The organism is Derxia lacustris (genome assembly GCF_002105195.1).
GTDB lineage: Bacteria > Pseudomonadota > Gammaproteobacteria > Burkholderiales > Burkholderiaceae_E > Derxia > Derxia lacustris.
Genome location: NZ_MUHU01000026.1, coordinates 185,878 through 209,925, shown reverse-complemented (window position 1 = coordinate 209,925; position 24,048 = coordinate 185,878). Strand labels below are relative to the sequence as shown.

The following is a 24,048-nucleotide window of genomic DNA, read 5'->3' as shown; positions in this document are numbered from 1 at the left end:
ATCAGCGGCCAGCGGCGCGCCGGAAGGCATCGAGATGCCCGGTGCGGCCCAGGCCGCCGAGCCAGCCGGCGGCAATCTCGACCGAGGCGAGCGGGCCCAGATGCAGCTCGGGCGCGGGCGCCCAGCCGGCCGGCGCCACGTTGTCCGCCTTCATCGAATCGAGGTTGTCGCGCGACATCAGCGGGCCGCCCGGCGCGTATTCCAGCGCCAGCGCCTGCAGGCGCGCGAGCGGCCCCGGCAGGCCGACGACGCAGCGCCGATGACCGGCCGACTGCGCCGCAAACTTCACCAGCTCGCGCAGCGAATACACCGTGGGGCCGCACAGCTCATAGCTGCGGCCGACGGTCTCGGCGTTGTCGAGCGCATTGACGAAGGCGCGCGCCACGTCGTCGACGAACACCGGCTGAAAGCGCGCCTCCGCGCCGCCGAGCGCCAGCACCGGCGCAATGCCGGCCAGCCTGGCGAACAGATTGAGAAAGCTGTCGTCCGGGCCAAACACCACCGACGGCCGGAACACCGTCAGCGCCAGCGCCGAGCCGGCCGCCTCGCCGCGCAGCGCAGCCTCGCCATCGCCCTTGCTGCGCAGATACATCGACGGCCCGGCCGAATCGGCGCCGAGCGCGCTCATGTGCAGCAGCCGCAGCGGCCGGCCGGCGCGCGCCGCCTCGGCCTTCATGGCGACGGCTATCGCGCGCGGCAGATCGACATGCGCGCGCGCGAAATCGGGCCCGTAGGGCTCGCCGCGGCGCGAATGCAGGATGCCGACCAGATTGATGACCGCGTCCTGCCCGACCATCAGCCGGGCGAGCGCGGCATGGTCGTTGACGTCGGTTTCCACCAGCCGCACGGTGGGCAGCGGCAGCAGTTCGCGGCCGCGCACCGCGCGCCGCGTGGGCACCGTGACGCTGGCGCCGCGATTGACCAGTTCGCCCGCGATGGCCCGGCCGATGAAACCCGTGCCGCCGATGAGAAGAATGCGTTGATGCTTCATGGACTCGCTTGTCGTTGATCTTGTTGTGCTGCGGGTCGGATCAGGGCAGATCGGTGGCGGCAAGCGCGCTGGGCGCAATGCTGCCGAGCCGGCTCCTGAGCGACTGGGGACGGCCCTCGAACAATGCCGCATAGAGCGTGGCGTTCGCGAGCACTCTCTTCACGTAGTCGCGGGTTTCGTTGAACGGGATGGTCTCGGCAAAGATGGCGCCCTCCACCGGACGGGTGAGCGTCGAGCGCCACTGGCGCGCCCGGCCCGGGCCGGCGTTGTAGGCCGCCGAGGCCAGCACCGCCGACTGGTCGAGATCGTCGTAGACCAGCTTGAGATAGCTGGTGCCGAGCGTGATGTTGGTATCGGGCTCGTCGATCAGCTCGGGCTTGTAGTCGGCCCAGCCGATGCGCTTGGCCACGTATTTGGCGGTCGCCGGCATCACCTGCATCAGCCCGGCCGCGCCGACCGAGCTGCGCACCGACGGCATGAAGCGCGACTCCTGCCGCACCAGGCCATAGACCCAGGCCGCATCCAGCCCCAGTTGGCCGGCCTGGCGCTCGACCAGCTCGCGGAACGGGCTGATGTAGCGCAGCGAGTAGTCGTGCTCATCGCGGGTGCGCTCGGCCGAGGCGATGGCGCGGTCGTACAGGCCCTGCCGGCGTGCGTATTCGGCGGCGGCGAGCAGCTGGCGGTCGCCCAGGCCGCGCAGCTGCCAGTTCCATTCGCGGATCGCCTCGAAGCGCAGGTTGAGCGCGTAGAAGCGCAGCGAGCGGCCAATGCCGGCGTTGACGGCGAACGGCGCGACTTCGCCATCGGCCGGCGCGGGCGCGCGCGGCGGCACGACGATGGGCCGGCCCAGATCCTCATGCGCGAGCAGCGCGTAGAACGAGCCGTCGCCGGCGATGGAGCGCAGCAGCTCCCTGGCGCGCTCGGGGCTTTGCGGCTGGATCGCGCGGGCGCGCCAGTAGATCCAGGCCGGGTCGGCGGCCATCGTCGGGCTCATGCGCTCGATGGTGCTGCGCAGCAGCTTCCAGTCGGCGGCGCGCAATGCGGCGCGCGCCTGCCACTGCAACACGTCGTCGGGCTGGCGGCTGTCGGGCGCGAGCGCGTCGGCGCGGCGGAAGTAGTCGAGCGCCTCGGCCAGTGTGCGGCGCGCGGCCACGCCGCCGAGCTGGCCCCAGGCGGCGGCGGCGCGCGGCGCGGCAAGGCGCGAGCCGATGCGGTCGGCCCAGACGGCGGCGGCGCGCACGTCGTCGCGCGCAATGCGGATGACGGCGAGCACGGCCAGCTCCTGCGCCACCGGGTCGGACAGATCGGCCTTGGCGAGGTAGGCGGCGGGCTTGTCGGCGGCCTGGTCGAGCGCGGACTTGTCGGGCAGGTTGCTGAGCCAGCGCGCGGCGCGGCGCGCCTCGGTCAGGCGGTTGGCGTCGTAGGCGATGCGCAGGAAATGCCAGATGTCGTCGTCGTTGAAGGCGCCGCCGGCGGCAACGGTCTCGACCAGCAGCTGGCAGCCGTCGCCCCAGCCCTTGCCGTCGAACAGCAGCGGGCTGGCATCGCGCGCGAGCGCATCGCGCAGCGCCTGGCGGCCGGTCGGCGACAGCTCGCCCTCGGCCGAGCCGGCGCTTTCGCCGAGCAGGCGCTGGGCACGGAAGGCCAGCGCATAGCAATCGAGCTGGCGGTCGTCCTTCAGCGCAAACAGCGGGTATTGCTGCTCGAACAGATTGGCGTCGCGGCGCCGGCCGATGGCCAGCAGCCAGTCGTTGCGCAGCCGGTCGGCGATCGCCTCGCCCTGCCAGCGCGACAGGAAGGCGAGGATGTCGGCATCGGGCGTCGTGGCGCGTGGCAGGCCGTTGCTGTCGTAAATCTGCGCGCGCAGCCGGTAGTACTCGACGTATGAAGGGATGTCGAAGCCGGCCGGCAGCGCATCGGCCAGCGCCTGCACGCGGGCGGCATCGTTGGCGCGCGAGGCCTCGCGCAGGGCGACGAAAATGTCGTCGGCGCTTTGCGGCACGGCGGCCCGGGCGGCAGCCGGCGCGGCACTCGCATCGAGACAGCAGCAAAGCGCTATCGCCACCACGGCGCGCACATTTTTACGAAGGAAGGCAGACACCATGAGCACGACCGGTTCGGGGGACGAAACGACTCTAGCACGCAGGGAATTGCGCCAATTGCTGCTCAAAAAGCGCGCCGAAATCCCCGCCGAAGCGCGTTTGCAGGCCGAGGCGGCGATTGCGCGCAACGCCTTCGATGCGCTGCTTGCGCTGGCCGGCGCGCGCGGATTGCAGGGGTTGGTGGTGTCGGCCTATCTGCCGATTCGCGGCGAGCCGGTGCTGGATGCGCTGTGGCAGCGGCTGCTGGAGGCCGGCGCGCGGCTGGCCTTGCCGGTGGTGGTGGAAAAGGCCGCGCCGATGGTGTTCCGCGAATGGGATGGGGCCGAGCCGACGGGGCGCGATGCGCTCGGGCTGGCGGTGCCGGCGGCGGATGTGCGGGTGACGCCGGAGGTGCTGGTGATTCCGTGCGTCGGGTTTGATCCGGCGGGGTGGCGGCTGGGGTATGGCGGGGGGTACTACGACAGAACACTCGAGCGCCTAGTAGATAAAGGGGCCAAATCTGTCGGCGTTGGCTTTGAACTATCAGCTCTTGATTTGCAACCTGCACTTCACGATATTAGGCTGCACTTCATCTGTTCGGAAGCCCGATTAATTGACGAACAGTCAGCGCACAAAAGCTAGACGGCAACTTAGCAACTTATAAAAAAGGGAAGAGAGCACTTCATCTCAATCAAACAAAGCTTAAATGGAGCAACTGTCCTTTCAACCAGAAAATGTCACACAACCACAAACCAAATTAAGACAAATTAGCCCCACACGACACAACGCGAGCACCTTTACTTTCCGCCAACGAAAATCATGAATAACAAGACAACCACCAGCTCATCAATCAGCTCATCAGACGTGGACGATTGGTTCGAAGAGGAATTCAATGAGCCGCATGAAATTCCCTCCACCGACCAAATCAAACTCGACCCAGCAGAAAAGTATTCAAGGAGTCAGCTTCGCGTCGTCAGAGAAACAAAAGATTATCAACTAGATTATCTGAAGCACGCGCTGCAACCAGGCAAGGAATTGATCGACACGGCCCCAGGTTATCAGCGCAGACTAAGGTGGCCTAATAAAAAACGGTCACTTTTGATTGAATCATTTTTACTTAATATTCCTGTGCCAGCCGTTTTTCTTTTCGAGCGAGACTACAACGAATATGAGGTTATCGACGGGCGACAGCGCATAGAGACTATTCGCTCATTTCTGGCCAATGAATTTCCACTCACCGGACTGGAATACTGGCCCGAACTTGATAGAAAGCGCTTCAATGATTTGCCCTTGGTTTTACAAAAAGGACTGTTGCGCCGCAGCCTCTCCGCCGTCGTGTTGCTGGCAGAAACACGTGGAGTAGGCACCGACGAAATTGATGTTCGCCGCGTGCTGTTCGATCGATTAAACACAGGAGGGATTCGGCTTAACCCTCAAGAACTACGGAACGCCCTTTACCCAGGAAAATTTAATGCGCTACTAATTAAACTAGCCCGATCAGCTCCTTTCACTACCGCGTGGGGCATTCCGCCGTACACACGTGATGAAGAGCATGATCCGCCCGAAGAACTTCTTAAGAACGCTCTTTTCGCATCGCTCGCCGATGCTGAGTTGGTATTGCGCTTTTTTGCTTTGAGAGATGCAATAATCGAAAAGCGAAGCGGATCACTTCGCCGCATCCTTGATCGCTACATGGCGAGTACCACGGAAATCACAACGGAAAATTTGGCAACGCTAGAGATTCAATTTTTAAGCGCATTATCTCGACTGACGAACCTGTTCGACCAAGAACCTTTTAAGTTGCCAACAACTAATCGCACGAGTCGCCCGCTGTACGATGCACTTATGGTTGCGCTTAGCTTGACACCAGAGTTGGATATCGAGAATCGCAAAAGAGAAATTCAGAAAATGCTTAAAGAGGCCTTGGGAAACCAGTCGAATTACGACGTACTTGTTGGCCGAGGAAATACTATCGATGCGGTACGACAACGTGTTGCACTAGCTGGAAAAATTCTGCGCACGGAGACTTAACTCCATGAGTAATCTGGACCACGTCCTTAAAGACTTTCGATCCGACGTCGAAAGGACAGAGCATTTACTCAATTTGATCAAAACCTTCAGAGAATTCGGAGCAAGCACCCCTCCATCATCACTACATGATGGAACCACCAAATGGACCACTGCAATGTCATTATATGACGCATCAAAACTTCGCCGCACAGACCTACCCATTTTATCCGGATCATTACAACTTTATCTCGCCGGACGATTTGAGTACTGCATCAAGCAAGTGGTAGAGGTCGTGGCAGATGAAATCGCATCCCGCGCCCTTAAATATGCAAACCTTCCAGACTGCATCAAGAGCGAGCTAAGAATAAAAACTTTAGAAATTGCTCAAAACCCACGAAAATATGGTTTCGATGACAATCAAGCCGATGCAATATTAACTGCGTTTGTAGAGTCGAAAGCTGATGAGAACAAACCCATAAACATTAGTAGCGCTGCCCTTTCCATCACAGAATCCAACATGAAGGATCGAATACTAACCGACATACTGAAACGAGTTGGAATTCAAGACTACTGGAAAGATGTGGGAAAACAGACCGCCATCAAACTTGAACTCGAAACATCTTCTGATGGCGAAACAACAGCAAAAGCCCAAGCAACGCTGAATGCAATCATGGATGAGCGAAATCAAATTGCACACCCAACATCCACAACGCAATTTCCGGATCCAGATCAAGTATTAAATGCGGCCAGATTCCTTAAGACACTTGCTTGCACCACAATTGATCTCGCAAAGATTTACTTGGCTGCAAATCGCCCCAGCTAGCTACAAGCTCGATAGATTGAATGCATCCAGTTAGAAATGCATTCAATCATCACCAATCTGCACGTAAGCTTATCGACGCCCCTGTAATCCCAACCGCCCCCAAAGCCCCTTCACCGGCCCTGCTGCATTCAACGTGTAGAAGTGCAATCCGGGCACGCCGGCCGCGAGCAACCGTTCGCAAAGCGCCGTCATCACATCGAGCCCAAACGCGCGAATCGACGGCAAATCATCGCCGTAATCGCGCAGCCGCTCGCCAATCCATCTCGGCAATTCGGCACCGCAGCCTTCGGCAAATCGCCGCAGACTCGTGAAATTGGTGATCGGCATGATCCCCGGCACGATAGGCACTTCAATTCCGGCCTTGCGCACGTCGTCCACAAAGCGGAAATAGGCGTCGGCATTGAAGAACATCTGCGTGATTGCCGAATCGGCGCCGGCATTCACCTTGCGCACGAAATTGGCCAGATCGGCCGAGGCCGAGCGCGCCTGCGGATGCACTTCCGGATAGGCCGCCACTTCGATATGAAAATGGTCGCCGGTTTCGGCGCGGATGAATTCGACGAGTTCATTCGCGAAGCGGAATTCGCCGATCTCGCCCCAGCCCGAGGGCAGGTCGCCGCGCAGCGCCACGATGCGGTCGACGCCGCTCGCGCGGTATTCGGCCAGGATCTCGCGGATGCCGGCGCGGGTGGAACCCACGCACGACAGATGCGGCGCGCAGGGCACGCCGTCGCCGATGATTTCGAGCGCGGCGGCGAGCGTGCCTTCGCGCGTGGTGCCGCCGGCGCCAAAGGTCACGCTGATGAAGTCGGGGCCGAGCGCGATGAGTTCCGCGCGCGTGGCCGCCAGCTTCAGCGCGCCCTCGGGCGTCTTGGGCGGGAAGAATTCAAAGCTGTAGCTGCGTTGCATGTGGGGTCCGATCAGGCTTCGCGGGCCGGGACGAGGAAGGACAGCAGCCAGGAAATCAGGCCGTAGAGCAGCCCGCCGAGCACGCCGGCGCCGAGGCCGCCGACGCTGAATCCTTCAAGGATCGAGCCGACAAACCAGAACAGCAGGCCGTTCACCACCAGGTAGAACAGCCCGAGCGTGAGCACCGTGATCGGCAGCGTGACGAGCACCAGCACCGGCCGGATCAGCATGTTGACCAGCCCCAGCACCGCCGCCGCGATCAGCGCCGAGCCGAAGCTGGCCACATGCACCGACGGCAGCAGCCAGGCCACGCCGAGCAGCGCGATGGCGTTGAGCAGCCAGACGAGCAAAAGCCGCATGTGTCCTCCTCTGGAAGATGGAGTGACGCCCCGCGAACGGGGCGCCAGAAGTCGCAGCCGGCCACCGCAAGCGGCGGCCGGGCGCCGATCAGTAGCGGTAGCTGTCGGGCTTGAACGGGCCCGACTTGTCGACGCCGATGTAGCGCGCCTGGGCGTCGCTCAGTTCCGTCAGCTTCACGCCGAGCTTGGCGAGTTGCAGGCGGGCAACCTTCTCGTCGAGGTGCTTGGGCAGCACGTAGACGCCGATCGGATAGGCCGAGGTGTTGGTGAACAGCTCGATCTGGGCGATGGTCTGGTTGGCGAACGAGCTGCTCATGACATAGCTCGGATGGCCGGTGGCGCAGCCCAGGTTCACGAGGCGTCCTTCGGCCAGCAGGATGATCCGCTTGCCGCTCGGGAAGATGACGTGATCGACCTGGGGCTTGATGTTGTCCCAGGTGTATTGCTTGAGGCTGGCAACGTCGATCTCGTTGTCGAAGTGGCCGATGTTGCAGACGATGGCCTGGTCCTTCATCGCCACGAGGTGCTCGTGGGTGATGACGTGCAGGTTGCCGGTCGCGGTCACGAAGATGTCGGCATGGGCGACGGCGTCTTCCATCGTCACCACGCGATAGCCCTCCATCGCGGCTTGCAGGGCGCAGATCGGGTCGATCTCGGTGATCCACACCTGGGCCGACAGCGCGCGCAGCGCCTGGGCGCAGCCCTTGCCCACGTCGCCATAGCCGCAGACCACGGCGACCTTGCCGGCGATCATCACGTCGGTGGCGCGCTTGATGCCGTCCACCAGCGATTCGCGGCAGCCGTAGAGGTTGTCGAACTTGCTCTTGGTGACCGAGTCGTTGACGTTGATGGCCGGGAACTTGAGCTTGCCGTCCTTGGCCATCTGGTACAGGCGCTTGACGCCGGTGGTGGTTTCCTCGGTCACGCCCTTGATGTGGGCGAGGCGGGTCGAGTACCACTTGGGATCGGTCGCGAGCTTGGCCTTGATGGCCGCGAACAGCACCGTCTCTTCCTCGCTGGTCGGGTGCGCGAGCACCGACTGGTCGGTTTCCGCGTCGGCGCCCAGATGCAGCAGCAGCGTGGCATCGCCGCCGTCGTCCAGGATCATGTTCGAGTAGCCGCCATCGGCCCATTCGAAGATGCGGTGGGTGTAGTCCCAGTACTGCTCCAGCGTCTCGCCCTTGACGGCGAACACCGGCGTGCCGCCGGCGGCGATGGCGGCAGCGGCATGGTCCTGCGTGCTGTAGATGTTGCACGAGGCCCAGCGCACTTCCGCGCCGAGCGCATTGAGCGTCTCGATGAGCACGGCGGTCTGGATGGTCATGTGCAGCGAGCCGGTGATGCGCGCACCGCGCAGCGGCTGCTCGGCGGCGTATTCCTGGCGGATCGCCATGAGGCCGGGCATTTCGGTCTCGGCGATCTGGATTTCCTTGCGGCCCCAGGCGGCGAGGCTCAGGTCGGCAACGATGAAGTCTTGCGTGGCAACGGGTTTGATGACGGCGCTCATGACTCGCGCCCTCCTTTCGTGGTTAGGGAAAGATGGTTCGCGAGCGCCGTTCTTGCACCGGGCGAGCGGCCCGGCTGGTGTGGCTGGACTGGCCGGCAGGGGATGCCGCAGTCCGCCGCGCTTCGAGCCTGGCAGGGTCGAAACCCCGTCGCAGCGCCCCTCGAAGTGCGGCGCGGATTATAGAGCGCGACTGCGCGCGCCCGATCGAACGAAAAGCCGGCCGCCGACTGGCTCAGAGCGTGCCGGTGCGGGTGTTCTCGTAGGTGGGCTTGCTCGCCGCTGGCGGGATGAGCGCTGCCGGCGCACTGGCGGCCTGCTTCGCGGCACGCATGCGCCCGAGCTTGCGCAGCGCGCGGCCCGGAAACGCCAGCCCGTTCGACCACAGCCAGCGGATCGGCGCGAAGCCCAGCACGATCGCGATCGGCACCAGGATGGTCGGCGACGCGCCGTGCTTGAGGCCGTGCACGAACAGCGAGTAGTACTCCTTGAAGATGGGCGCGGCGCGCATCTTTGCCTTGAGGATGCGCCACGGCACCAGCGGCTCGTCGAAGCAGTCGGGGATCGGCAGATTGCTCACGCGGAAGTTGAGCATCGAGCGCACGCACTTCTCGCACTTGCCGCAGTTGCGGCCGTTCGACGCCTCCTGCCAGCACACGCGCAAGCCCTGGGCGCCCGCCGGCCAGGTGGCGATGGCGGCCACCTTCTGCGTGCGGGTATGGCTCGCGCCGTCGTGGATGACGGCCATGCGCTCGCTCGACAGCAGCGCATCGGTGATCGGCAGCGAGCCGTAGGGAATCACCAGCTCGTCATAGGCCTTGGTGCTGCCCACCAGCGCCACGCGCGCCGTGCCCTGCACCGTGTGCAGTGCGGCGGCCAGCGCGGCCACATGCGCGTCTTCCCAGCTCACCTGCACCAGCTGGCGGAAGTTGGTGCGGATGCGGATCAGCGGCACCTGCACATCGGCCAGCGTGCGGCTGGCGCTCTCGAAGGCATGGTCGTAGGCGGCCTGATCGTCGAGCCCGATGTCGAAGCCGTGGATGAAGGCGCAGGCCTTGAGCTTGCGGGTGCGATGACCGACTTGCGCCTTGGCATGCCGCATCGCGGTAAACGTGGCATCGACCCCGCCCGAGAACGCCGCCACCGCCTCGAAGGGCGCGGCCGGCAGCAAGGGCTCCAGCACCGTGTCGGCGAACACGCGGATGCGCTTGTAGTTCTTCGGAATCCAGCGCGCCCAGGCTTCGCCGAATTCCTCGAGATTGGCGAGCAGGCCGTGGGTGACGGCGCCGGTCACATGCACATCGGCATGCAGCGTCATTGCCCACTGGTAGACAGCGAGCAGAAATATTTCAGCGTCAGGCTGATCCCAGGCCCAGGGCTTCTCGGCCTCGAACCACAGTTCGCCGAAGGACTGGCGCCCAGCCGGCGTCAGCAGGGAAATCTCGGCGCTGTGGCGCACAAAACGCTCGCTGCCCACGACGCGCGGTGCGCCGATCAGCAGCGTGTTGGGGCTTGCGCCCGTGGACGGCTTCGGATCCAAGAATGACCTCGCGGGTTGGGGCAACACGGAACGTCAATGGGCATTCCTATGTCGCCACTCGCACCTGAATGCGGATTTTCTCTTAGTTTTACCCGCTACCGTCCGGCGCCGATCAAAGGAACTTGCGCAGGTTTTCGACCTTGTCAGTCGCTTCCCAGGTGAATTCCGGCTCACTGCGACCAAAGTGTCCATAGGCCGCCGTCTTCTGGAAGATGGGCCGGCGCAGGTCGAGCATCTCGATGATGCCCTTGGGTCGCAGGTCGAATTCCTGCTCCACCAGCTGGGCGATCTTGCCGTCGTCGATGACGCCCGTGCCCTTGGTGTAGACGGTGATGTTGATCGGCCGCGCCACGCCGATGGCATAGCTGAGCTGCACCTCGCACTGCGTGGCGAGGCCGGCCGCGACGATGTTCTTGGCCACATAGCGCGCCGCATAGGCGGCCGAGCGGTCGACCTTCGTCGGGTCCTTGCCCGAGAACGCGCCGCCGCCGTGGGGCGCCGCGCCACCGTAGGTGTCGACGATGATCTTGCGGCCGGTCAGGCCGGCGTCGCCGTGCGGGCCGCCGATGATGAAGGCGCCGGTCGGATTCACGAGGTAGCGGGTGTCGCGCAGCATGTGCGGCGGCAGCACCGGCTTGATGATCTCCTCGATCACCGCTTCCTCGATTTCCTTGTGCGTCTTGGACGGATGGTGCTGGGTCGACAGCACCACGGTGTGCACCGACTCCGGCTTGCCATCCACATAGCGCACGGTCAGCTGCGACTTGGCATCGGGCCGCAACCAGGGCAGACGGCCATCGCGGCGCAGCTGGCTCTGGCGCTCGACGAGGCGATGCGAGAAGTAGATCGGGAACGGCATGAGTTCCGGCGTCTCGTCACAGGCGTAGCCGAACATCAGGCCCTGGTCGCCGGCGCCCTGATCCAGATGCAGGCCCTTGCCTTCGTCGACGCCCTGGGCGATGTCGGGCGATTGCTGGCCGTAGCACACATGCACCGAGCAGCCGTCGGCATCGAAGCGCAGTTCGGGATCGTTGTAGCCGATGCGGCGGATCGCCTCGCGCGCGACCTTGGCGTAGTCGACGGTGGCGCGGGTGGTGATCTCGCCGGCCAGCACGCACAGGCCGGTGGTCACGAGGGTTTCGGCGGCCACGCGGGCGGTCGGGTCCTGCGCCAGGATGGCGTCGAGGACGGCATCGGAAATCTGGTCGGCCACCTTGTCGGGATGGCCTTCGGAAACGGATTCGGAAGTGAAGAGAAAGTCGCGGCCCATGATTGTTTTGGCTCCTGTACGTTGGGTACGACGGGGCGGCCAAAGCGGGCTTGTCTCCCTGCGGGAGCGACGCTTTAGCGGTATTTGTAGAACGCCCCGCAAGTTGTCCAGTTAACTCGGCGTGCGAACATTATAGGTTTGTGACGCCGCCCTCTGCTGGGCCGTGGTTTGGCAAACAGCCAGCACAATCCGGCCCATCTTTCGACACTTCCCCACTCCAACGTTCCGATGCTGACCTTGCTGCGCGTCCTGTCGCTGCTTCCCCTGCGCGCGCTGGCTGCCATCGGCAGCGTCGGTGGCTGGATCACCTGGGCTTGCAGCCGCCGCTATCGCAGCCGCATGAGCGCGAATCTGCGCCAGGCCGGGCTGTATTCCAGGGCCACGCGCAATGCGGCGATCGCCGCTGCCGGTCAGGCGCTGGCCATCCTGCCCAAGATCTGGCTGCGCCCCAATGCAGAGGTGAAGCGGCGCATCGTCTGCAACTCGCTCGATGTGCTCGACGCCGCCGAAGCCGAGGGCCGCGGCGTGATCTATCTGGTGCCGCACATCGGCTGCTTCGAGGCGGCGGCGTCGCTGCTGGCATCGCGCAAGCCGCTGATGGCGATGTACCGGCTGCCGCACAAGTCCTATCTCAACGAGGTGCTGCGGCTCGGCCGGCTGCGCGAGGGCATGACGGTGGCGCCGGCCACGCTCGGCGGCGTGCGCGAACTGGCGCGGGCGCTCAAGCGCGGCGACACGGTGGCGATCCTGCCCGACCAGGCACCGTCGGGCGGCGAAGGGCTGTGGGTCGATTTCTTCGGCAAGCCGGCCTACACCATCACGCTGCCGGCCAAGCTGTGGCGCATGTCGGGCGCGGCCATCGTCATCACCGAGCCGCGGCTCGATGCGCTGCACGGCGTGTATCGGGTCGAGTTCACGCGCTTCGTGCCGCCCGCGTCGGACGATGCGGCGGTGTTCACGCTGGCCATGAACCATGCGCTCGAAGACCTGATCCGCCGCATGCCCGACCAGTACCTCTGGGGCTACAACCGCTACAAGCATCCGGCGGGCGCGCCCGAGCCGCCGGGCGGCCTCGCCAACCATCTGCGCTGACGCGCCTGCAACGCCGGCGATGCGCCAACTGCGCCGACGGGCCGGGGCGCCGCCATACTTCGCGCCCGCGCCTTCGGCCTGACCGGAGCGCCCTCGCCCGTCATCGCTTTCGCCCTGCCCATGTCCGAAGAAGCCGCCAAGCCTTCCGTCTCCCTTGCCTCGCGGCTGGCCGCCCATGCCGGCATCGGCTTCATCGCCGCGCTGCGCTTCGTGCCCTATCCGCTGCTGCGCGCGTTTGGCGAGGCGCTCGGCAGCCTGCTGTGGCAGGTGGCGCGCTCGCGGCGCCGGGTGGTGCTGCGCAATCTCGAACTCTGCTTTCCCGAACTGGACGAAGCCGAGCGCCGCAAGCTCGGCCGCGAGCATGTGCGGCGGCTGGCGCGCAGCGTGGTCGATCGCGCCATCCCGTTCTTTGCCAGCGCCGAGCGGGTCAAGCGCTTCGTGCGCATCGAGCATCGCGAGCGCATGCCCGACGACCGGCCGGTCATCCTGCTGACGCCGCACTTTCTCGGGCTCGATGCCGGCGCGCTGGCGCTGTCGATCGACCGCGACTGGTGCTCGGTCTTCAGCACGCAGAGCAATCCGGTGTTCGACCGGGCAATCCGCGCGGCGCGGCTGCGTTTCGGGCGCGGACTGCTCATCTCGCGCAACGAAGGCATGCGACCGATGGTGCGGGCGATCCGCGCCGGCCGCGCCTTCTACTACCTGCCCGACATGGATTTCGGCCCGCGCGACTCGGTCTTCGTGCCGTTCATGGGCATCGAGACCGCCACCATCACCGGGCTGGCGCGGCTTGTTCAAATGACCGGTGCGGTGGTCGTGCCCTGCGTCACGCGCATGACGCCCGACGGCTATGTGCTCACGCTCTACCCGGAGTGGGAAAACTTTCCGGGCGACATCAGCCCCGACGATCCCATCCACGCGCGCCGCATGAATGCCTTCATCGAGGAGCGCATCCGTGAGGCGCCGGCCGAGTACTACTGGGTGCATCGGCGCTTCAAGACGCGCCCGCCGGGCGAGCCGTCGCTGTACTGAGATCAGCCTTCGACGATCTTCTTGAGGTCGGCCGCGATGTCGGCCGGCGGTTGCTCGCCGCGCAGAAACAGCCGCAGCTGCCCTTGCGCATCGAGCACATACATGCCGGCGAAATGGTCGACGCTATAGCTGTCGGGCGTGCTGCCCGGCACCTTCTGATAGAAGGCGCGCCACTGCCTGGCAACCTCGGCCACCTGCTCCGGCGTGCCGGTGAGGCCGATGAAGCGCGGGTCGAAGGCCGGCACGTAATGGCCGAGCAGCTCGGGCGTGTCGCGCTCGGGATCGACCGAAACGAACAGCACCTGCACCTTGTCCGCGTCGGGGCCGAGCTGCTTCATGGCCTGCGACAGCACAGCCATCGTGGTCGGGCAGATGTCGGGGCAATGAGTGAAGCCGAAGAACAGCACCACCGCCTTGCCCTTGAACTGCGCCAGCGTGCGCGGCTGGCCGTCATGGCCGGTGAGGCTGAAATCACCGCCGATGCTGCTGCCCGTGATGTCGGTGCCGTGGAACTCCGGCTTGTGCGAGCAGCCGGCAAGAGCGAGGACGAGGGCAAGCGCAACGGCGGCAAACTTCATGGCAGATGGAGGTAGTGGTCGACCAGCAGCGCCGCGAACAGCAGCGCCAGATAGACGATGGAATAACGGAAGGTCTGGCGCGCCACCGCATCGCTGTAGCGACGCCAGACACGCCAGGCCAGTTGCACGAAACGCGCACCCAGCAGCAGGGCAGCGGCAAGGTACACCAGCCCGCTCATGCGGATGGCGAAGGGCATGAGCGTGACCGCCACCAGCGCCAGCGTGTACAGGAACACATGCAGCCCGGTCAGCTCGCGGCCATGCGTGACCGGCAGCATCGGCAGGCCCGAGGCGCGGAAGTCCTCGGTGCGGTAGAGCGCCAGCGACCAGAAATGCGGCGGCGTCCACACGAAGATGATGAGCACCAGCAGCCAGGCCTCGGGCGTGAGCTGGCCCGTGGCCGCGACCCAGCCGAGCGCCGGCGGCATCGCGCCCGACAGCCCGCCGATCACGATGTTCTGCGGCGTGCTGGGCTTGAGCAGCACCGTGTACACCACCGCATAACCGACGAAGGTGGCAAACGTGAGCCACATGGTTTGCGCATTCACCCAGGTGAGCAGCACGAACATGCCGGCGCCGCCCACCGCGCCCGCGAAGGCCAGCACCTTGTGCGGCGGCAACTCGCCGCTGGCGGTGGCGCGCCGGCGCGTGCGGCTCATGCGCGCATCCACCTCGCGCTCGATCAGGCAATTGACGGCAAATGCCGCGCCGGCCAGCAGCCAGATGCCTAGCGAGCCGGCCAGCAGCGTCTGCCAGTGCGGCGGCTCGGGCGTGGCCAGGAACATGCCGATCACGGCGCAGAACACCGCGAGCTGGGTCACGCGCGGCTTGGTCAGCGCCCAGTACTGGCGCAGGCGTTCGGGCGGGCGGACAAGAGCAATGCTGGCTTGCATGGCATGACCTCCTCAAGAACCGGCGGCGCCACCGGCAGGGTGCGCCGCGCGTGATTTCACGATGCCTGGAGCGGCCCCGCGCTGCGGGCCGGGCCGGCGCGCTGCGGCAGCGCCAGCGCGACGGCACGGCCTGCGCGCCGCCGGACCGCGAGCAGCACAAGCAGCAGCAGCCCGGCCCCCGCGTTGTGCGCGACGGCAACCGGCAGCGGCAGGCCGTACTGCACATTCGAGACGCCGAGCGCCACCTGCGCAAGCAGTGCCGACCCCAGCGCCAGCGCCAGCGGACGGAGTCCCGGCGCGAAGAAGGCCCGCAGCGCACAGCGCGCGATCGCGATGAAGGCCACCAGCGCAAACATGCGGTGCGACCAGTGGATGGCGGTGAGCGCGGCAAACGGCAGCGGCTCGCCGTCGGCGGCCAACCCGAGCGGGCGCAGCAGATGGAAGGCGTCGCGAAAGTTCATCGGCGGCAGCAGCGCGCGCTGGCACAGCGGCAGATCGGGGCAGGCCAGCGCCGCGTAATTGGTGCTGACCCAGCCGCCGAGCGCGATCTGCACCGCGAGCGCGCCGAGCGCCAGCGTGGCCGCCGCGCGCACCGAACGCATGCCGCGCGGCTCGGCCGGCCGGCGCCGCGCGCTGCCGGCATCGGAAGCAAAGCCGAGCCAGGCCAGCAGTGCAAGCGTTGTCATGCCGCCGAGCAGATGGCCGGTGACGATGGCCGGCTTGAGCAGCAGCGTGACCGTGAGCGCGCCGAACGCGCCTTGCAGCAGCACCACGCCCATCAGCAGCAGCGCCACGCGGGCCCGGCCCGGCGCCCGCGCGCGTTCGCGCCAGGCCGCCAGCGCCAGCGCGACGATCAGCAGGCCGAGCGTGGCGGCGACATAGCGGTGGACCATCTCCTTCCAGGCCTTGGCCATCGAGACCGGACCGAAGGGATCGGCCTCGGCGGCGGCGCCGATGTGCGCGCTGGCCAGCGCCGGCGTGGCATGGCCGTAGCAGCCGGGCCAGTCGGGGCAGCCCAGGCCCGCATCGGTCAGCCGCACGAAGGCACCGAGCACGATGGTGCAGAAGGCCAGCCCGGCCGCGAGCCGCGCCAGCAGCAGAAATCGGCCGTCATTCCCCGCCGCCCAGCGCACGAGCAGCGCCACGCCCGCGAGACCGAGCACGACGATGACGAACAGGACGACGGCGGTGGCGGGCTGCATGCGTGACCTGTGAGGAAAGAGAAGCGCAATCAGCCGATGCGCGAAACCTTGAGCAGGCGCGACAGGTCGCGGCGCATGCGGGCGGGATCGGGCTCGGCGGGCCAGGTGAGCATGAGTTCGTCGCGCGGATCGAGCAGATGCGGCGCGGCGTCGATGTCGGTGGCGTCGGGGTCGCCGGCAAGCCAGCGCGCGAGGGCGGCGCGGCTCGCGTCATTGGCCAGCCGCAGCACGATCAGGTCGGGATGCTCGGCCAGCAGCGCGCGGTCGGGCTGGCCGTCGTCGGTCACGATCCACAGGCGCGCGATGCGGTCGCGGTCCTCGCCGGTGGCGGTGCGCAGCTGGCGCGTGTAGTAAAGATTCTTTCGGCATGCCGCTTCGCAGGCGGCCGGCGCGGCGACCAGCATGCGCCAGCGGCGCGGCTGGGCCGATTGGTGCAGCGTGGCCGGCCGACCGTAGCTGTCGAGCAGATCGAGCGCCGGCAGACCGCGCGGCGGGTCGACGATGGCGCCGTAGTTGGCGCGCCCGCCCGGCCAGTCGAAGGAATAGGCGAGCAGTGCCGCCAGCAACGGCGCCGCGCTGATCGCGAGCACCAGCCACAGCTGCCACAGCCGGGGCCGAACGCGCAGCACGGCGGCCATGCTCAGGCGCCCTCGCGCGCGCCGGGGCGGGCGGCGGCGTCGTGCTCGTCCACGGCAAATTCGGCGCGCACGGCATCGTCGCCCGGCTGCGGATGGGCGCGCCGCCAGCCCGAGCGCAGCCATGCCACCAGCGCCACGCCGGCCAGGCCAAACCATTGCACCGCATAGCCGTAATGCTTGGTCGCGCCCGAGCCGGGCTGCTCCCACTGGCGCACCAGGCCGTCGCCGCTGTCGCCGGTCTGCTGCACGACGAAGGGTTGCAGCACGAGGCCGGTGCGCTGCGCGAAGGCGTCGAGCGAGAAGTTGAGCCAGATGCCCTTGTCCTTCTCGGCCCCCATGCCGGACAGGTTCCAGTAGCTGGCCACCTGGGCCTCGGCCTTGCCATCGAGCAGGATGTCGCCGGCCGGCGGCGGCGGTGCCTCGACATGTGCGCGCTCGGCCGGATCGCGCGGCAGCCAGCCGCGGTTGACGCTCACCGCCGCGCCGCCGTCGGCCGGCACAAAGGCGGTGATGAGGTAGAAGCCGACGCGCTCGCCGACCATGCGGTTGTCGATGTACACGGTCGACTCGGGCACGAAATGCCCGCGCAGCCGCACATGGCGCTGGGCCACGGCCTGCGGTTCGAGCAGCGTGCCGCCCAGCTCGATGGGCGCGGCTCGGTCGGCGGCGGCGGCCTGCTCGAACAGCGCGGTCTTTTCATGCGCGCGGTCGAGCTGCCAGCGCCCGAGCGCAAGCGTGAGCACAATGAAGCCGGCGGCCGCGACGCTGGGCCAGAACGAGGGTTTGAACGGGACTGCCACGGTGGTCCAATGCGGTGACTGATCGAACCGGGACAATGCCATGAAGCTGCTGATCGGCCTCGCCTTCGTCACCATCGTCGCCAGCCTGTTCTCGGCGCTGTTCTTCCTCATGAAGGACCGCGACGCCAAGGGCCGCACGGTGCGCGCGCTGACCCTGCGCATCGGGCTGTCGATCGCGCTGTTCCTGTTCATCCTGCTGGCCTGGCGGCTCGGCTGGATCGAGGCGAACGGGGTGCAGTTCAAGCGCGCGGCCTCGCTGCTTCAGAGCCAGTACACGAGCACATAGAGCCCGAGCCAGACCACATCCACGAAGTGCCAGTACCAGGCGGTCGCCTCGAAGGCGAAGTGGTGGCGCGGCGTGAAATGCCCGCGCCGCGAGCGAACGAACATCACGCTGAGCATGATGACGCCGAGCGTCACATGAAAGCCGTGGAAGCCGGTGAGCATAAAGAAGGTCGAGCCGAACACGCCCGACGTGAGCTTGAGATTTAGCTCGGTATAGGCGTGGTGATACTCGAAGGCCTGGAAGCCCAGGAACACCGCGCCAAGCAGCACCGTGAGCGCCAGCCCGAGCGAGAGCTGGCCGCGCTTGCCTTCGAGCAGGCCGTGATGCGCCCAGGTGACGGTGACGCCCGAGCTGAGCAGCAGCAGCGTGTTGATGGTGGGAATCGGCCACGGGCCCATGGTCTCGAAACTGTCGACCGTGCCGGCCGGGCCGAGCGTGGGCCAGGCCGAGCTGAAGCCGGGCCACAGAAAGGCGCGATGATCGGCATCGGACAGCCAGGGCACGGTGAGCACCCGGGTGTAGATCAGCGCACCGAAGAAGGCGCTGAAGAACATCACCTCCGAGAAGATGAACCAGCCCATGCTCCAGCGGAACGAGCCATCGACCTGCCGGCTGTAGCGGCCCGATTCCGACTCGTCGATGACCTCGCCGAACCAGCCGAACAGCATGTAGGCCAGGATCGCAAAGCCGAGCGCGAGCGACCACGGCCCGGGGCCGATGTCGTTCACCGTCATGGCCGCGCCGAACACGACAAACAGCATGGCGCAGGAGCCGACCAGCGGCCACTTGGATGGCGCCGGCACGTAGTAGTGCGGCGCTGCCACCGCATGCGCGGCCTGACCTGCCGGGGGCGTGACGCTCATGATCGGTTCTCCTTCGGTTGAAGCTTCATTTACGTCACCTCTTCAGGCCAGCACCAGCCGCACCACCACGACCAGCGTGAGCACGAAAAGCAGCCCGGCGACCAGCCCAGCCACGATGAGCTGGATCGGCCGGATGCGCGCCAGGTCGGCCGCATGCGCCGCGCCGCGCCGCACGCCGAAGAACGACCAGAACACCGCGCGCGCCACCTGCACGATGCTGGCGCGCGGCGGACGGTCGTCGGCGCCGCTCATGCGCCGGCTCCGCTGCCGACCTTGGCGCTGGCGGCCGCATTCGGTATCTCGAAGAAGGTGTAGGACAGCGTCACCGTGGCGACCTCGCGCGGCAGCTCGCGGTCGAGCATGAGCACCACGGCAAAGCGGCGCGTCTCGCCGGCGCGCAAGGTCTGCTGGCGAAAGCAGAAGCACTCCAGCTTGCGCAGATGGGCGGCGGCCTGCACCGGCGCATAGCTCGGGATGGCCTGACCGACGATGTCGCGCGCGCTGTGATTGGTGATCTCGTAGTCGATGCTGACCAGCTCGCCGGGATGGGTGTCGAGCGAGGCATGCAGCGGCCGGAAGCTCCAGTCGCCGCGCGTGTTGGCATCGAATTCGAGCGTGACCGTGCGACTGGCATCGACCGCCGCCGGCGTGGCGCTGTCGCGCCGCGTGAGCTGGTTGACGCCGGTCAGCTCGCAGATCGACTTGTAGAACGGCACCAGCGCAAAGCCGAAGGCGAACATCACCGCCGCCATCACCGCGAGCTTGCGCAGCATGACGGCGTTGAGGGCGATCGCGCGCGCGCGGCTCATGCTCATCAGGCGCCGAGCAGCCAGAACTTGACGATGATGCCGAAGAAGAAGGCGGCAGCGACCGAGGCCAGGATGAGCGCGGTGCGCAACGCGGCACGGCGGCGCGCGGCCAGATCGATGACCGGCAATTGGGTGGCGGCGCTGCGGGCTTCGCGCGGCAATGTCATCGCCATGAGTTCGTCGTTGATCTGCATGCTGATCTCCTCACTTCACGACCGGCGGTTCTTCGAAGGTGTGGAAGGGCGCCGGCGACGGCACCGTCCACTCCAGCCCTTCCGCGCCCTCCCAGGCCTGCGCGGCAACGCGCGGCCCGCCGCGAATGCACTTGAGCACCGCCCACAGAAAGATGAGCTGCGAGAAGCCGAAGCCGAAGGCGCCGATGCTGGCCACCATGTTGAAGTCGGCGAACTGGAGCGGATAGTCGGCATAGCGGCGCGGCATGCCCGCCAGCCCCAGGAAGTGCATCGGGAAGAAGGTGACGTTGAAGAACACCAGCGAGCACCAGAAATGCGCCTGCCCGAGCCGCTCGCTATACATGTGGCCGGTCCATTTCGGCAGCCAGTAATAGGCGCCCGAGAACAGCGCGAACAGCGAGCCCGCGACCAGCACGTAATGGAAGTGCGCCACGACGTAATAGGTGTCTTGCAACTGGATGTCGATCGGCGCGACCGACAGGATCACGCCCGTCAGCCCGCCGATCGTGAACACGAAGATGAAGCCGAGCGCGAACAGCATCGGCGTCTCGAAGGTCATGGCGCCGCGCCACATCGTGGCCAGCCAGTTGAAGATCTTCACGCCCGTGGGCACGGCGATCAGCGCCGTCGCGTACATGAAGAAGAGCTGGCCCGTGACCGGCATGCCGGTCGTGAACATGTGATGCGCCCAGACCATGAACGACAGGATCGCGATGGAGCCCGTGGCGTAGACCATCGAGCTGTAGCCGAACAGCGGCTTGCGCGCGAAGGTGGGAATGACGTGCGAGATGATCCCGAACGCCGGGAGAATCATGATGTAGACCTCGGGGTGCCCGAAGAACCAGAAGATGTGCTGGTACATCACCGGGTCGCCGCCGCCGGCCGCGTTGAAGAAGCTGGTGCCGAAATGGCGGTCGGTCAGCACCATCGTGATGGCGCCCGCGAGCACCGGCAGCACCGCGATCAGCAGGTAGGCGGTGATGAGCCAGGTCCACACGAACATCGGCATCTTCATCAGCGTCATGCCGGGCGCGCGCATGTTGAGGATGGTCACGATGATGTTGATCGAGCCCATGATCGAACTGGCGCCGAGGATGTGCAGCGCGAAGATGGCCATGTCCATGCCGATGCCCATCTGCACCGACAGCGGCGCGTACATGGTCCAGCCCGCCGCCATCGCGCCGCCCGGCACGAAGAAGCTGGTGACGAGCAGCAGCGCCGCAGGCGGCATCAGCCAGAAGCTGAAGTTGTTCATGCGCGCGAAGGCCATGTCGGAGCAGCCGATCATCAGCGGCACCATCCAGTTCGCGAAGCCCACGAAGGCCGGCATGATCGCGCCGAACACCATGATCACGCCGTGCATGGTGGTGAGCTGGTTGAAGCGCTCGGGCTCGAAGATCTGCAAGCCGGGCTGGAACAGCTCGGCGCGGATGCCCAGCGCCAGCACGCCGCCGCTCAGCAGCATGGTGAAACTGAACCACATGTAGAGCGTGCCGATGTCCTTGTGATTGGTGGCGAACAGCCAGCGCCGCCAGCCGGTGGGCGCGCCGTGATGCTCGCCGTGGGCGTGCGGATCGTGGGGCTGGTCGATGCCGGGCAGGACTGCACTCATCGCGTTCTCCGGCGGCCGGGTTGAAAGCCGCAAGTCACATGCATCTTCGATGGCGCCGCCGGCTCGGCAGCGCCGTCTTCATTACCGGGCGGCGCGCGCCGCCGCGATGTCGCGGGGCTGCACGATCTGGTCGACGCTGTTGCCCCAGGCGTGCTTGGTGTAGGTGATGACCGAGGCGATCTCCACATCCGACAGCTGCTGCCACGCCGGCATGCGGTTGTTGCGACCATGCAGCAGCACGCCGATCTGCTCGGCCGGCGCCGCCGTGACCACCGGGCTGGCGATCAGCGCCGGCGCGCCGATGGCGGCATTGCCGGTGCCGCCGGCCTGATGGCAGGCCGCGCAGTTGCTCTCGAACACGGTCTTGCCGCGCGCGGTCAGCTCGCCCAGCTGCCAGACCTTGGCCGGATCGTCCGCAAGCGCTTGCAGCTCGCGCTTCTTGGCGACGACCCAGGCGGCATAGTCCTCGCGCGAGAGCACCCGCACGACGATGGGCATGTAGGCGTGCTCCTTGCCGCAGAGCTCGGCGCACTGGCCGCGGAAGGTGCCGACCGTGGTGGCGCGAAACCAGGTATCGCGCACAAAGCCGGGGATGGCGTCCTGCTTGACCGCGAAGGCCGGCACAAACCACGAGTGGATGACATCGCTCGCCGTGGTGATGATGCGCACCTTGGCATCGACCGGCACCACCAGCGGCTGATCGACTTCGAGCAGGTAGTTGGGGTTGCTGTCGCGCTCGCTGCCGAGGGAAGCGAGCTGCAATTGCCCGCGCGGCGTGGCCAGCGTGGACAGCAGCGCGATGCCCTCGCCTTCGCCGCGCAGATATTCGTAGCCCCACTTCCACTGGTAGCCGGTGGCCTTGATGGTGAGGTCGGCGCTCGACGTGTCCTTCATCGCCACGACGATGCGCGTGGCCGGCACCGCGATGGCCACGACGATGAGGAAGGGAATCACCGTCCAGATGATTTCCACGGTGGTGTTCTCGTGGAAGTTGGCCGGCTTGTGGCCGAGCGACTTCCGGTGCCGCAGGATCGCGATGAACATCCACGCGAACACGAACAGGAAGATCGCCACGCAGATGCCCATCACGTAGTGATGCAGGCTGTAGATGTCTTCGGCGAGCGGTGTGACCGGGGGCGCGAGGTTGTAGCGACTCTGCACGCCATCGACCGCAAAGGCCGAAGGGGCGATGAGCGCAAGCGCAATGCCGAGCGTCCTGAGCATGATCTCCCTCGCTTTGGCAAGCGCTCGGCAGCGGGGCGGCGCGCGGCATGAACCGCACGACGCCGGGCCTGGGGCACCCGACCGGTTTTACGTTGGCATGTCGGCACGCGGCCAGCGCTTGGCGCAGCTGACGTCGGGCTGACGAAGAAGGCGGACCGATCATAGGAACGATCCGCCGCCATGCGCACCGGGGGCTTCCCCTCAGGCCGCCCTGTGGCGCAGGCCCGGGCGGTACCACCGTGCGGGCTCGGCCGAGTCTCGGCGCGGCGGTACCGGCAGCGCACTCGCGCTAACAGACGGCAACATCGCGCGCGGTTTCAGTCGCGTGGCGGGCCGGGGCGCTTGAGGGCCGAGAGCGGTACCGAGGCGATCTCGCCGCCGCCCGGCAGGGCTTCGCGGCGCTGGCGCGGCGCGGCGGCCCAGGCATGGCCGTAGACGATTTCGAGCGTGACGGCGATCAGGCCATCCGGCCCGCGCGCGCCATCGAGCGCGGCGAGGAAGCGGGTGCGGAAATCGCGCGCATGCAGGCGCGGCGCGCGCGCGGCGAGCGGATTGCCGCTGAGCGCACGCAGGTCGGCGAGCAGCCTGGCCGGATCGGCATAGGTGAGCGTGATGCGCTCCATGCCCATCACCGGATCGGCGAAGCCCGACCGCACCATCAGGTCGCCGAGGTCGTGCATGTCGGCGAAAGGCACAAAGGCGCGCGGCGGATCGCCGGGCCAGAGCGGGCGCAGCTCGCGCAGGCTGTCGGGACCGAGGCAGCTGAACATGAGCGCGGCGCCGGGCCGGCTCACGCGCCACCATTCGGCGATGGCGCGGCCGAGGTCGGGCGCGAAATGCAGCGCGAGGTTGGACCAGAGCAGATCGAAGCTGGCATCGGCGAACGGCAGCTGGGCGAAGTCGGCCTGCACCAGCTCGGCGCGCGCGAGGCCGGCAGCGCCGCTGCGGCCGCCGGGCAGGCTCGGCGAAAGCGCGCCCATGCCCACGCGGTCGAGCAGCCGCGCCACCGTGCCGCCGAGCCCGGCCGCCTGCCGCGTGCGCACGGCGGCGCGCGCGAGCATGGCGTGGGCCAGATCGACGCCGGTCCAGGCGGCCTGCGGATAGCGGTCGGCGAGCGCCGGCAGCGCATGGCCGGTGCCGCAGCCCAGGTCGAGCGCGCGCGCGGGCTCGATGCGCAGCGGATCGAGCCGTTCGAGCAGCCGCGATTCGACCTCGCGGTGGAAGAAGTCGTGGTGGTCGAAGTCGCGCGCGCGGCGCTCGAACTGGAGGCGCGCGGCATGCGGATCGATCAGGCCGGCGTCGGTGCGGGAAGTGGAGGAGGTCATGGCGCGGCAATGG

25 protein-coding genes and 1 riboswitch are annotated in these 24,048 nt (G+C 66.5%); of the genes, 6 read left to right on the top strand and 19 right to left on the bottom strand.

Annotated elements, in window-relative coordinates:
* Position 1: 1 nt before the first annotated feature.
* Positions 2–991, bottom strand: a complete 990-nt coding sequence (locus B9P64_RS18790; protein WP_085317693.1) for a complex I NDUFA9 subunit family protein — start codon at positions 989–991, stop codon at positions 2–4.
* A 40-nt stretch (positions 992–1,031) separates the two neighbouring features.
* The gene (locus B9P64_RS18785; RefSeq protein ID WP_176256887.1) at positions 1,032–2,993 is read right to left on the bottom strand and encodes a lytic transglycosylase domain-containing protein; all 1,962 of its coding nucleotides are present in this window, start codon (positions 2,991–2,993) and stop codon (positions 1,032–1,034) included.
* Positions 2,994–3,093: 100 nt separating this feature from the next.
* On the opposite strand from B9P64_RS18785, the gene B9P64_RS18780 reads away from it, so the two are divergent.
* From B9P64_RS18780 to B9P64_RS24615, 3 genes are all read left to right on the top strand, one after another.
* Positions 3,094–3,714 (top strand): 5-formyltetrahydrofolate cyclo-ligase, encoded by a 621-nt coding sequence (locus tag B9P64_RS18780; protein WP_176256886.1) that lies wholly within the window; start codon positions 3,094–3,096, stop codon positions 3,712–3,714.
* A 177-nt stretch (positions 3,715–3,891) separates the two neighbouring features.
* On the top strand, positions 3,892–5,103 hold the full coding sequence (locus B9P64_RS18775; protein ID WP_085317690.1) for a DUF262 domain-containing protein: 1,212 nt from the start codon (positions 3,892–3,894) through the stop codon (positions 5,101–5,103).
* A gap of 4 nt (positions 5,104–5,107) precedes the next feature.
* Positions 5,108–5,905, top strand: coding sequence for a HEPN domain-containing protein (locus B9P64_RS24615; RefSeq protein WP_139826394.1), 798 nt, complete (start codon positions 5,108–5,110; stop codon positions 5,903–5,905).
* A gap of 69 nt (positions 5,906–5,974) precedes the next feature.
* On the opposite strand, the gene metF is transcribed toward B9P64_RS24615, so the two are convergent.
* The 5 genes from metF to metK form a co-directional block, all read right to left on the bottom strand.
* A complete protein-coding gene (metF, locus tag B9P64_RS18770; RefSeq protein WP_085317689.1) occupies positions 5,975–6,814 on the bottom strand; it encodes a methylenetetrahydrofolate reductase [NAD(P)H] in 840 nt (279 codons plus the stop codon).
* Positions 6,815–6,825: 11 nt separating this feature from the next.
* On the bottom strand, positions 6,826–7,173 hold the full coding sequence (locus B9P64_RS18765; protein WP_085317688.1) for a phage holin family protein: 348 nt from the start codon (positions 7,171–7,173) through the stop codon (positions 6,826–6,828).
* Between the two features lie 88 nt (positions 7,174–7,261).
* Positions 7,262–8,680 carry an adenosylhomocysteinase gene (gene ahcY, locus B9P64_RS18760; protein ID WP_085317687.1) on the bottom strand — a complete coding sequence of 473 codons (1,419 nt, stop codon included), beginning with the start codon at positions 8,678–8,680 and terminating at the stop codon, positions 7,262–7,264.
* 103 nt (positions 8,681–8,783) lie between these two features.
* Positions 8,784–8,848: riboswitch (S-adenosyl-L-homocysteine riboswitch) on the bottom strand.
* A gap of 64 nt (positions 8,849–8,912) precedes the next feature.
* Positions 8,913–10,217 carry a hypothetical protein gene (locus B9P64_RS18755; RefSeq protein ID WP_085317686.1) on the bottom strand — a complete coding sequence of 435 codons (1,305 nt, stop codon included), beginning with the start codon at positions 10,215–10,217 and terminating at the stop codon, positions 8,913–8,915.
* 112 nt (positions 10,218–10,329) lie between these two features.
* Complete coding sequence (gene metK / locus B9P64_RS18750; RefSeq protein WP_085317685.1) at positions 10,330–11,487, bottom strand: methionine adenosyltransferase; 1,158 nt, start codon at positions 11,485–11,487, stop codon at positions 10,330–10,332.
* A 228-nt stretch (positions 11,488–11,715) separates the two neighbouring features.
* On the opposite strand from metK, the gene B9P64_RS18745 reads away from it, so the two are divergent.
* Complete coding sequence (locus B9P64_RS18745; protein ID WP_085317684.1) at positions 11,716–12,579, top strand: lysophospholipid acyltransferase family protein; 864 nt, start codon at positions 11,716–11,718, stop codon at positions 12,577–12,579.
* A gap of 120 nt (positions 12,580–12,699) precedes the next feature.
* Positions 12,700–13,611: an LpxL/LpxP family acyltransferase gene (locus tag B9P64_RS18740; protein ID WP_085317683.1), complete on the top strand. Its 912-nt coding sequence runs from the start codon at positions 12,700–12,702 to the stop codon at positions 13,609–13,611.
* Between the two features lie 2 nt (positions 13,612–13,613).
* Here the strand turns inward: B9P64_RS18740 and B9P64_RS18735 are convergent, their stop codons facing one another.
* From B9P64_RS18735 to B9P64_RS18715, 5 genes are read right to left on the bottom strand one after another with little or no spacing between them, the layout of a single operon-like run.
* On the bottom strand, positions 13,614–14,189 hold the full coding sequence (locus B9P64_RS18735) for an SCO family protein (protein ID WP_085317682.1): 576 nt from the start codon (positions 14,187–14,189) through the stop codon (positions 13,614–13,616).
* Positions 14,186–15,082 carry a heme o synthase gene (gene cyoE, locus B9P64_RS18730; RefSeq protein ID WP_085317681.1) on the bottom strand — a complete coding sequence of 299 codons (897 nt, stop codon included), beginning with the start codon at positions 15,080–15,082 and terminating at the stop codon, positions 14,186–14,188. The genes B9P64_RS18735 and cyoE overlap by 4 nt, the downstream gene beginning before the upstream one ends.
* 56 nt (positions 15,083–15,138) lie before the next feature.
* A complete protein-coding gene (locus tag B9P64_RS18725) occupies positions 15,139–16,284 on the bottom strand; it encodes a COX15/CtaA family protein (RefSeq protein WP_085317680.1) in 1,146 nt (381 codons plus the stop codon).
* Positions 16,285–16,313: 29 nt separating this feature from the next.
* Complete coding sequence (locus B9P64_RS18720; RefSeq protein WP_085317679.1) at positions 16,314–16,922, bottom strand: hypothetical protein; 609 nt, start codon at positions 16,920–16,922, stop codon at positions 16,314–16,316.
* 2 nt (positions 16,923–16,924) lie between these two features.
* Complete coding sequence (locus tag B9P64_RS18715; protein ID WP_176256885.1) at positions 16,925–17,722, bottom strand: SURF1 family protein; 798 nt, start codon at positions 17,720–17,722, stop codon at positions 16,925–16,927.
* A 40-nt stretch (positions 17,723–17,762) separates the two neighbouring features.
* Between B9P64_RS18715 and B9P64_RS18710 the strand changes: the two genes are divergently transcribed.
* Complete coding sequence (locus tag B9P64_RS18710) at positions 17,763–18,008, top strand: twin transmembrane helix small protein (protein WP_085317677.1); 246 nt, start codon at positions 17,763–17,765, stop codon at positions 18,006–18,008.
* Here B9P64_RS18710 and B9P64_RS18705 read toward each other — a convergent pair.
* The 7 genes from B9P64_RS18705 to B9P64_RS24610 form a co-directional block, all read right to left on the bottom strand.
* The gene (locus tag B9P64_RS18705) at positions 17,984–18,871 is read right to left on the bottom strand and encodes a cytochrome c oxidase subunit 3 (protein WP_085317676.1); all 888 of its coding nucleotides are present in this window, start codon (positions 18,869–18,871) and stop codon (positions 17,984–17,986) included. The two genes, B9P64_RS18710 and B9P64_RS18705, sit on opposite strands and share 25 nt — an antisense overlap.
* Before the next feature lie 42 nt (positions 18,872–18,913).
* Positions 18,914–19,123, bottom strand: coding sequence for a DUF2970 domain-containing protein (locus B9P64_RS18700; RefSeq protein WP_085317675.1), 210 nt, complete (start codon positions 19,121–19,123; stop codon positions 18,914–18,916).
* The gene (locus B9P64_RS18695; protein WP_085317674.1) at positions 19,120–19,686 is read right to left on the bottom strand and encodes a cytochrome c oxidase assembly protein; all 567 of its coding nucleotides are present in this window, start codon (positions 19,684–19,686) and stop codon (positions 19,120–19,122) included. The genes B9P64_RS18700 and B9P64_RS18695 overlap by 4 nt, the downstream gene beginning before the upstream one ends.
* Entirely contained in the window at positions 19,686–19,874 is a 189-nt protein-coding gene (locus tag B9P64_RS18690; protein ID WP_085317673.1) for a cytochrome oxidase small assembly protein, read from the bottom strand. The genes B9P64_RS18695 and B9P64_RS18690 overlap by 1 nt, the downstream gene beginning before the upstream one ends.
* Before the next feature lie 10 nt (positions 19,875–19,884).
* The gene (gene ctaD / locus B9P64_RS18685) at positions 19,885–21,486 is read right to left on the bottom strand and encodes a cytochrome c oxidase subunit I (protein WP_085317672.1); all 1,602 of its coding nucleotides are present in this window, start codon (positions 21,484–21,486) and stop codon (positions 19,885–19,887) included.
* 81 nt (positions 21,487–21,567) lie between these two features.
* Positions 21,568–22,710, bottom strand: a complete 1,143-nt coding sequence (gene coxB, locus B9P64_RS18680; protein ID WP_085317671.1) for a cytochrome c oxidase subunit II — start codon at positions 22,708–22,710, stop codon at positions 21,568–21,570.
* Positions 22,711–23,027: 317 nt separating this feature from the next.
* Positions 23,028–24,035, bottom strand: coding sequence for a methyltransferase domain-containing protein (locus B9P64_RS24610; RefSeq protein ID WP_176256884.1), 1,008 nt, complete (start codon positions 24,033–24,035; stop codon positions 23,028–23,030).
* Positions 24,036–24,048: the final 13 nt, after the last annotated feature.

Bases quoted from the DNA above. Each gene is read 5' to 3' on its own strand.
- B9P64_RS18725 (WP_085317680.1), bottom strand. From the start codon at position 16,284: ATGCAGCCCGCCACCGCCGTCGTCCTGTTCGTCATCGTCGTGCTCGGT.
- B9P64_RS18745 (WP_085317684.1), top strand. From the start codon at position 11,716: ATGCTGACCTTGCTGCGCGTCCTGTCGCTGCTTCCCCTGCGCGCGCTG.
- B9P64_RS18735 (WP_085317682.1), bottom strand. From the start codon at position 14,189: ATGAAGTTTGCCGCCGTTGCGCTTGCCCTCGTCCTCGCTCTTGCCGGC.
- cyoE (WP_085317681.1), bottom strand. From the start codon at position 15,082: ATGCAAGCCAGCATTGCTCTTGTCCGCCCGCCCGAACGCCTGCGCCAG.
- B9P64_RS18700 (WP_085317675.1), bottom strand. From the start codon at position 19,123: ATGAGCGGCGCCGACGACCGTCCGCCGCGCGCCAGCATCGTGCAGGTG.
- B9P64_RS18695 (WP_085317674.1), bottom strand. From the start codon at position 19,686: ATGAGCATGAGCCGCGCGCGCGCGATCGCCCTCAACGCCGTCATGCTG.
- ctaD (WP_085317672.1), bottom strand. From the start codon at position 21,486: ATGAGTGCAGTCCTGCCCGGCATCGACCAGCCCCACGATCCGCACGCC.
- B9P64_RS18705 (WP_085317676.1), bottom strand. From the start codon at position 18,871: ATGAGCGTCACGCCCCCGGCAGGTCAGGCCGCGCATGCGGTGGCAGCG.
- B9P64_RS24610 (WP_176256884.1), bottom strand. From the start codon at position 24,035: ATGACCTCCTCCACTTCCCGCACCGACGCCGGCCTGATCGATCCGCAT.
- B9P64_RS18720 (WP_085317679.1), bottom strand. From the start codon at position 16,922: ATGGCCGCCGTGCTGCGCGTTCGGCCCCGGCTGTGGCAGCTGTGGCTG.
- B9P64_RS24615 (WP_139826394.1), top strand. From the start codon at position 5,108: ATGAGTAATCTGGACCACGTCCTTAAAGACTTTCGATCCGACGTCGAA.
- B9P64_RS18740 (WP_085317683.1), top strand. From the start codon at position 12,700: ATGTCCGAAGAAGCCGCCAAGCCTTCCGTCTCCCTTGCCTCGCGGCTG.
- ahcY (WP_085317687.1), bottom strand. From the start codon at position 8,680: ATGAGCGCCGTCATCAAACCCGTTGCCACGCAAGACTTCATCGTTGCC.
- B9P64_RS18775 (WP_085317690.1), top strand. From the start codon at position 3,892: ATGAATAACAAGACAACCACCAGCTCATCAATCAGCTCATCAGACGTG.
- B9P64_RS18690 (WP_085317673.1), bottom strand. From the start codon at position 19,874: ATGCAGATCAACGACGAACTCATGGCGATGACATTGCCGCGCGAAGCC.
- coxB (WP_085317671.1), bottom strand. From the start codon at position 22,710: ATGCTCAGGACGCTCGGCATTGCGCTTGCGCTCATCGCCCCTTCGGCC.
- B9P64_RS18790 (WP_085317693.1), bottom strand. From the start codon at position 991: ATGAAGCATCAACGCATTCTTCTCATCGGCGGCACGGGTTTCATCGGC.
- B9P64_RS18780 (WP_176256886.1), top strand. From the start codon at position 3,094: ATGAGCACGACCGGTTCGGGGGACGAAACGACTCTAGCACGCAGGGAA.
- B9P64_RS18765 (WP_085317688.1), bottom strand. From the start codon at position 7,173: ATGCGGCTTTTGCTCGTCTGGCTGCTCAACGCCATCGCGCTGCTCGGC.
- metF (WP_085317689.1), bottom strand. From the start codon at position 6,814: ATGCAACGCAGCTACAGCTTTGAATTCTTCCCGCCCAAGACGCCCGAG.
- B9P64_RS18710 (WP_085317677.1), top strand. From the start codon at position 17,763: ATGAAGCTGCTGATCGGCCTCGCCTTCGTCACCATCGTCGCCAGCCTG.
- metK (WP_085317685.1), bottom strand. From the start codon at position 11,487: ATGGGCCGCGACTTTCTCTTCACTTCCGAATCCGTTTCCGAAGGCCAT.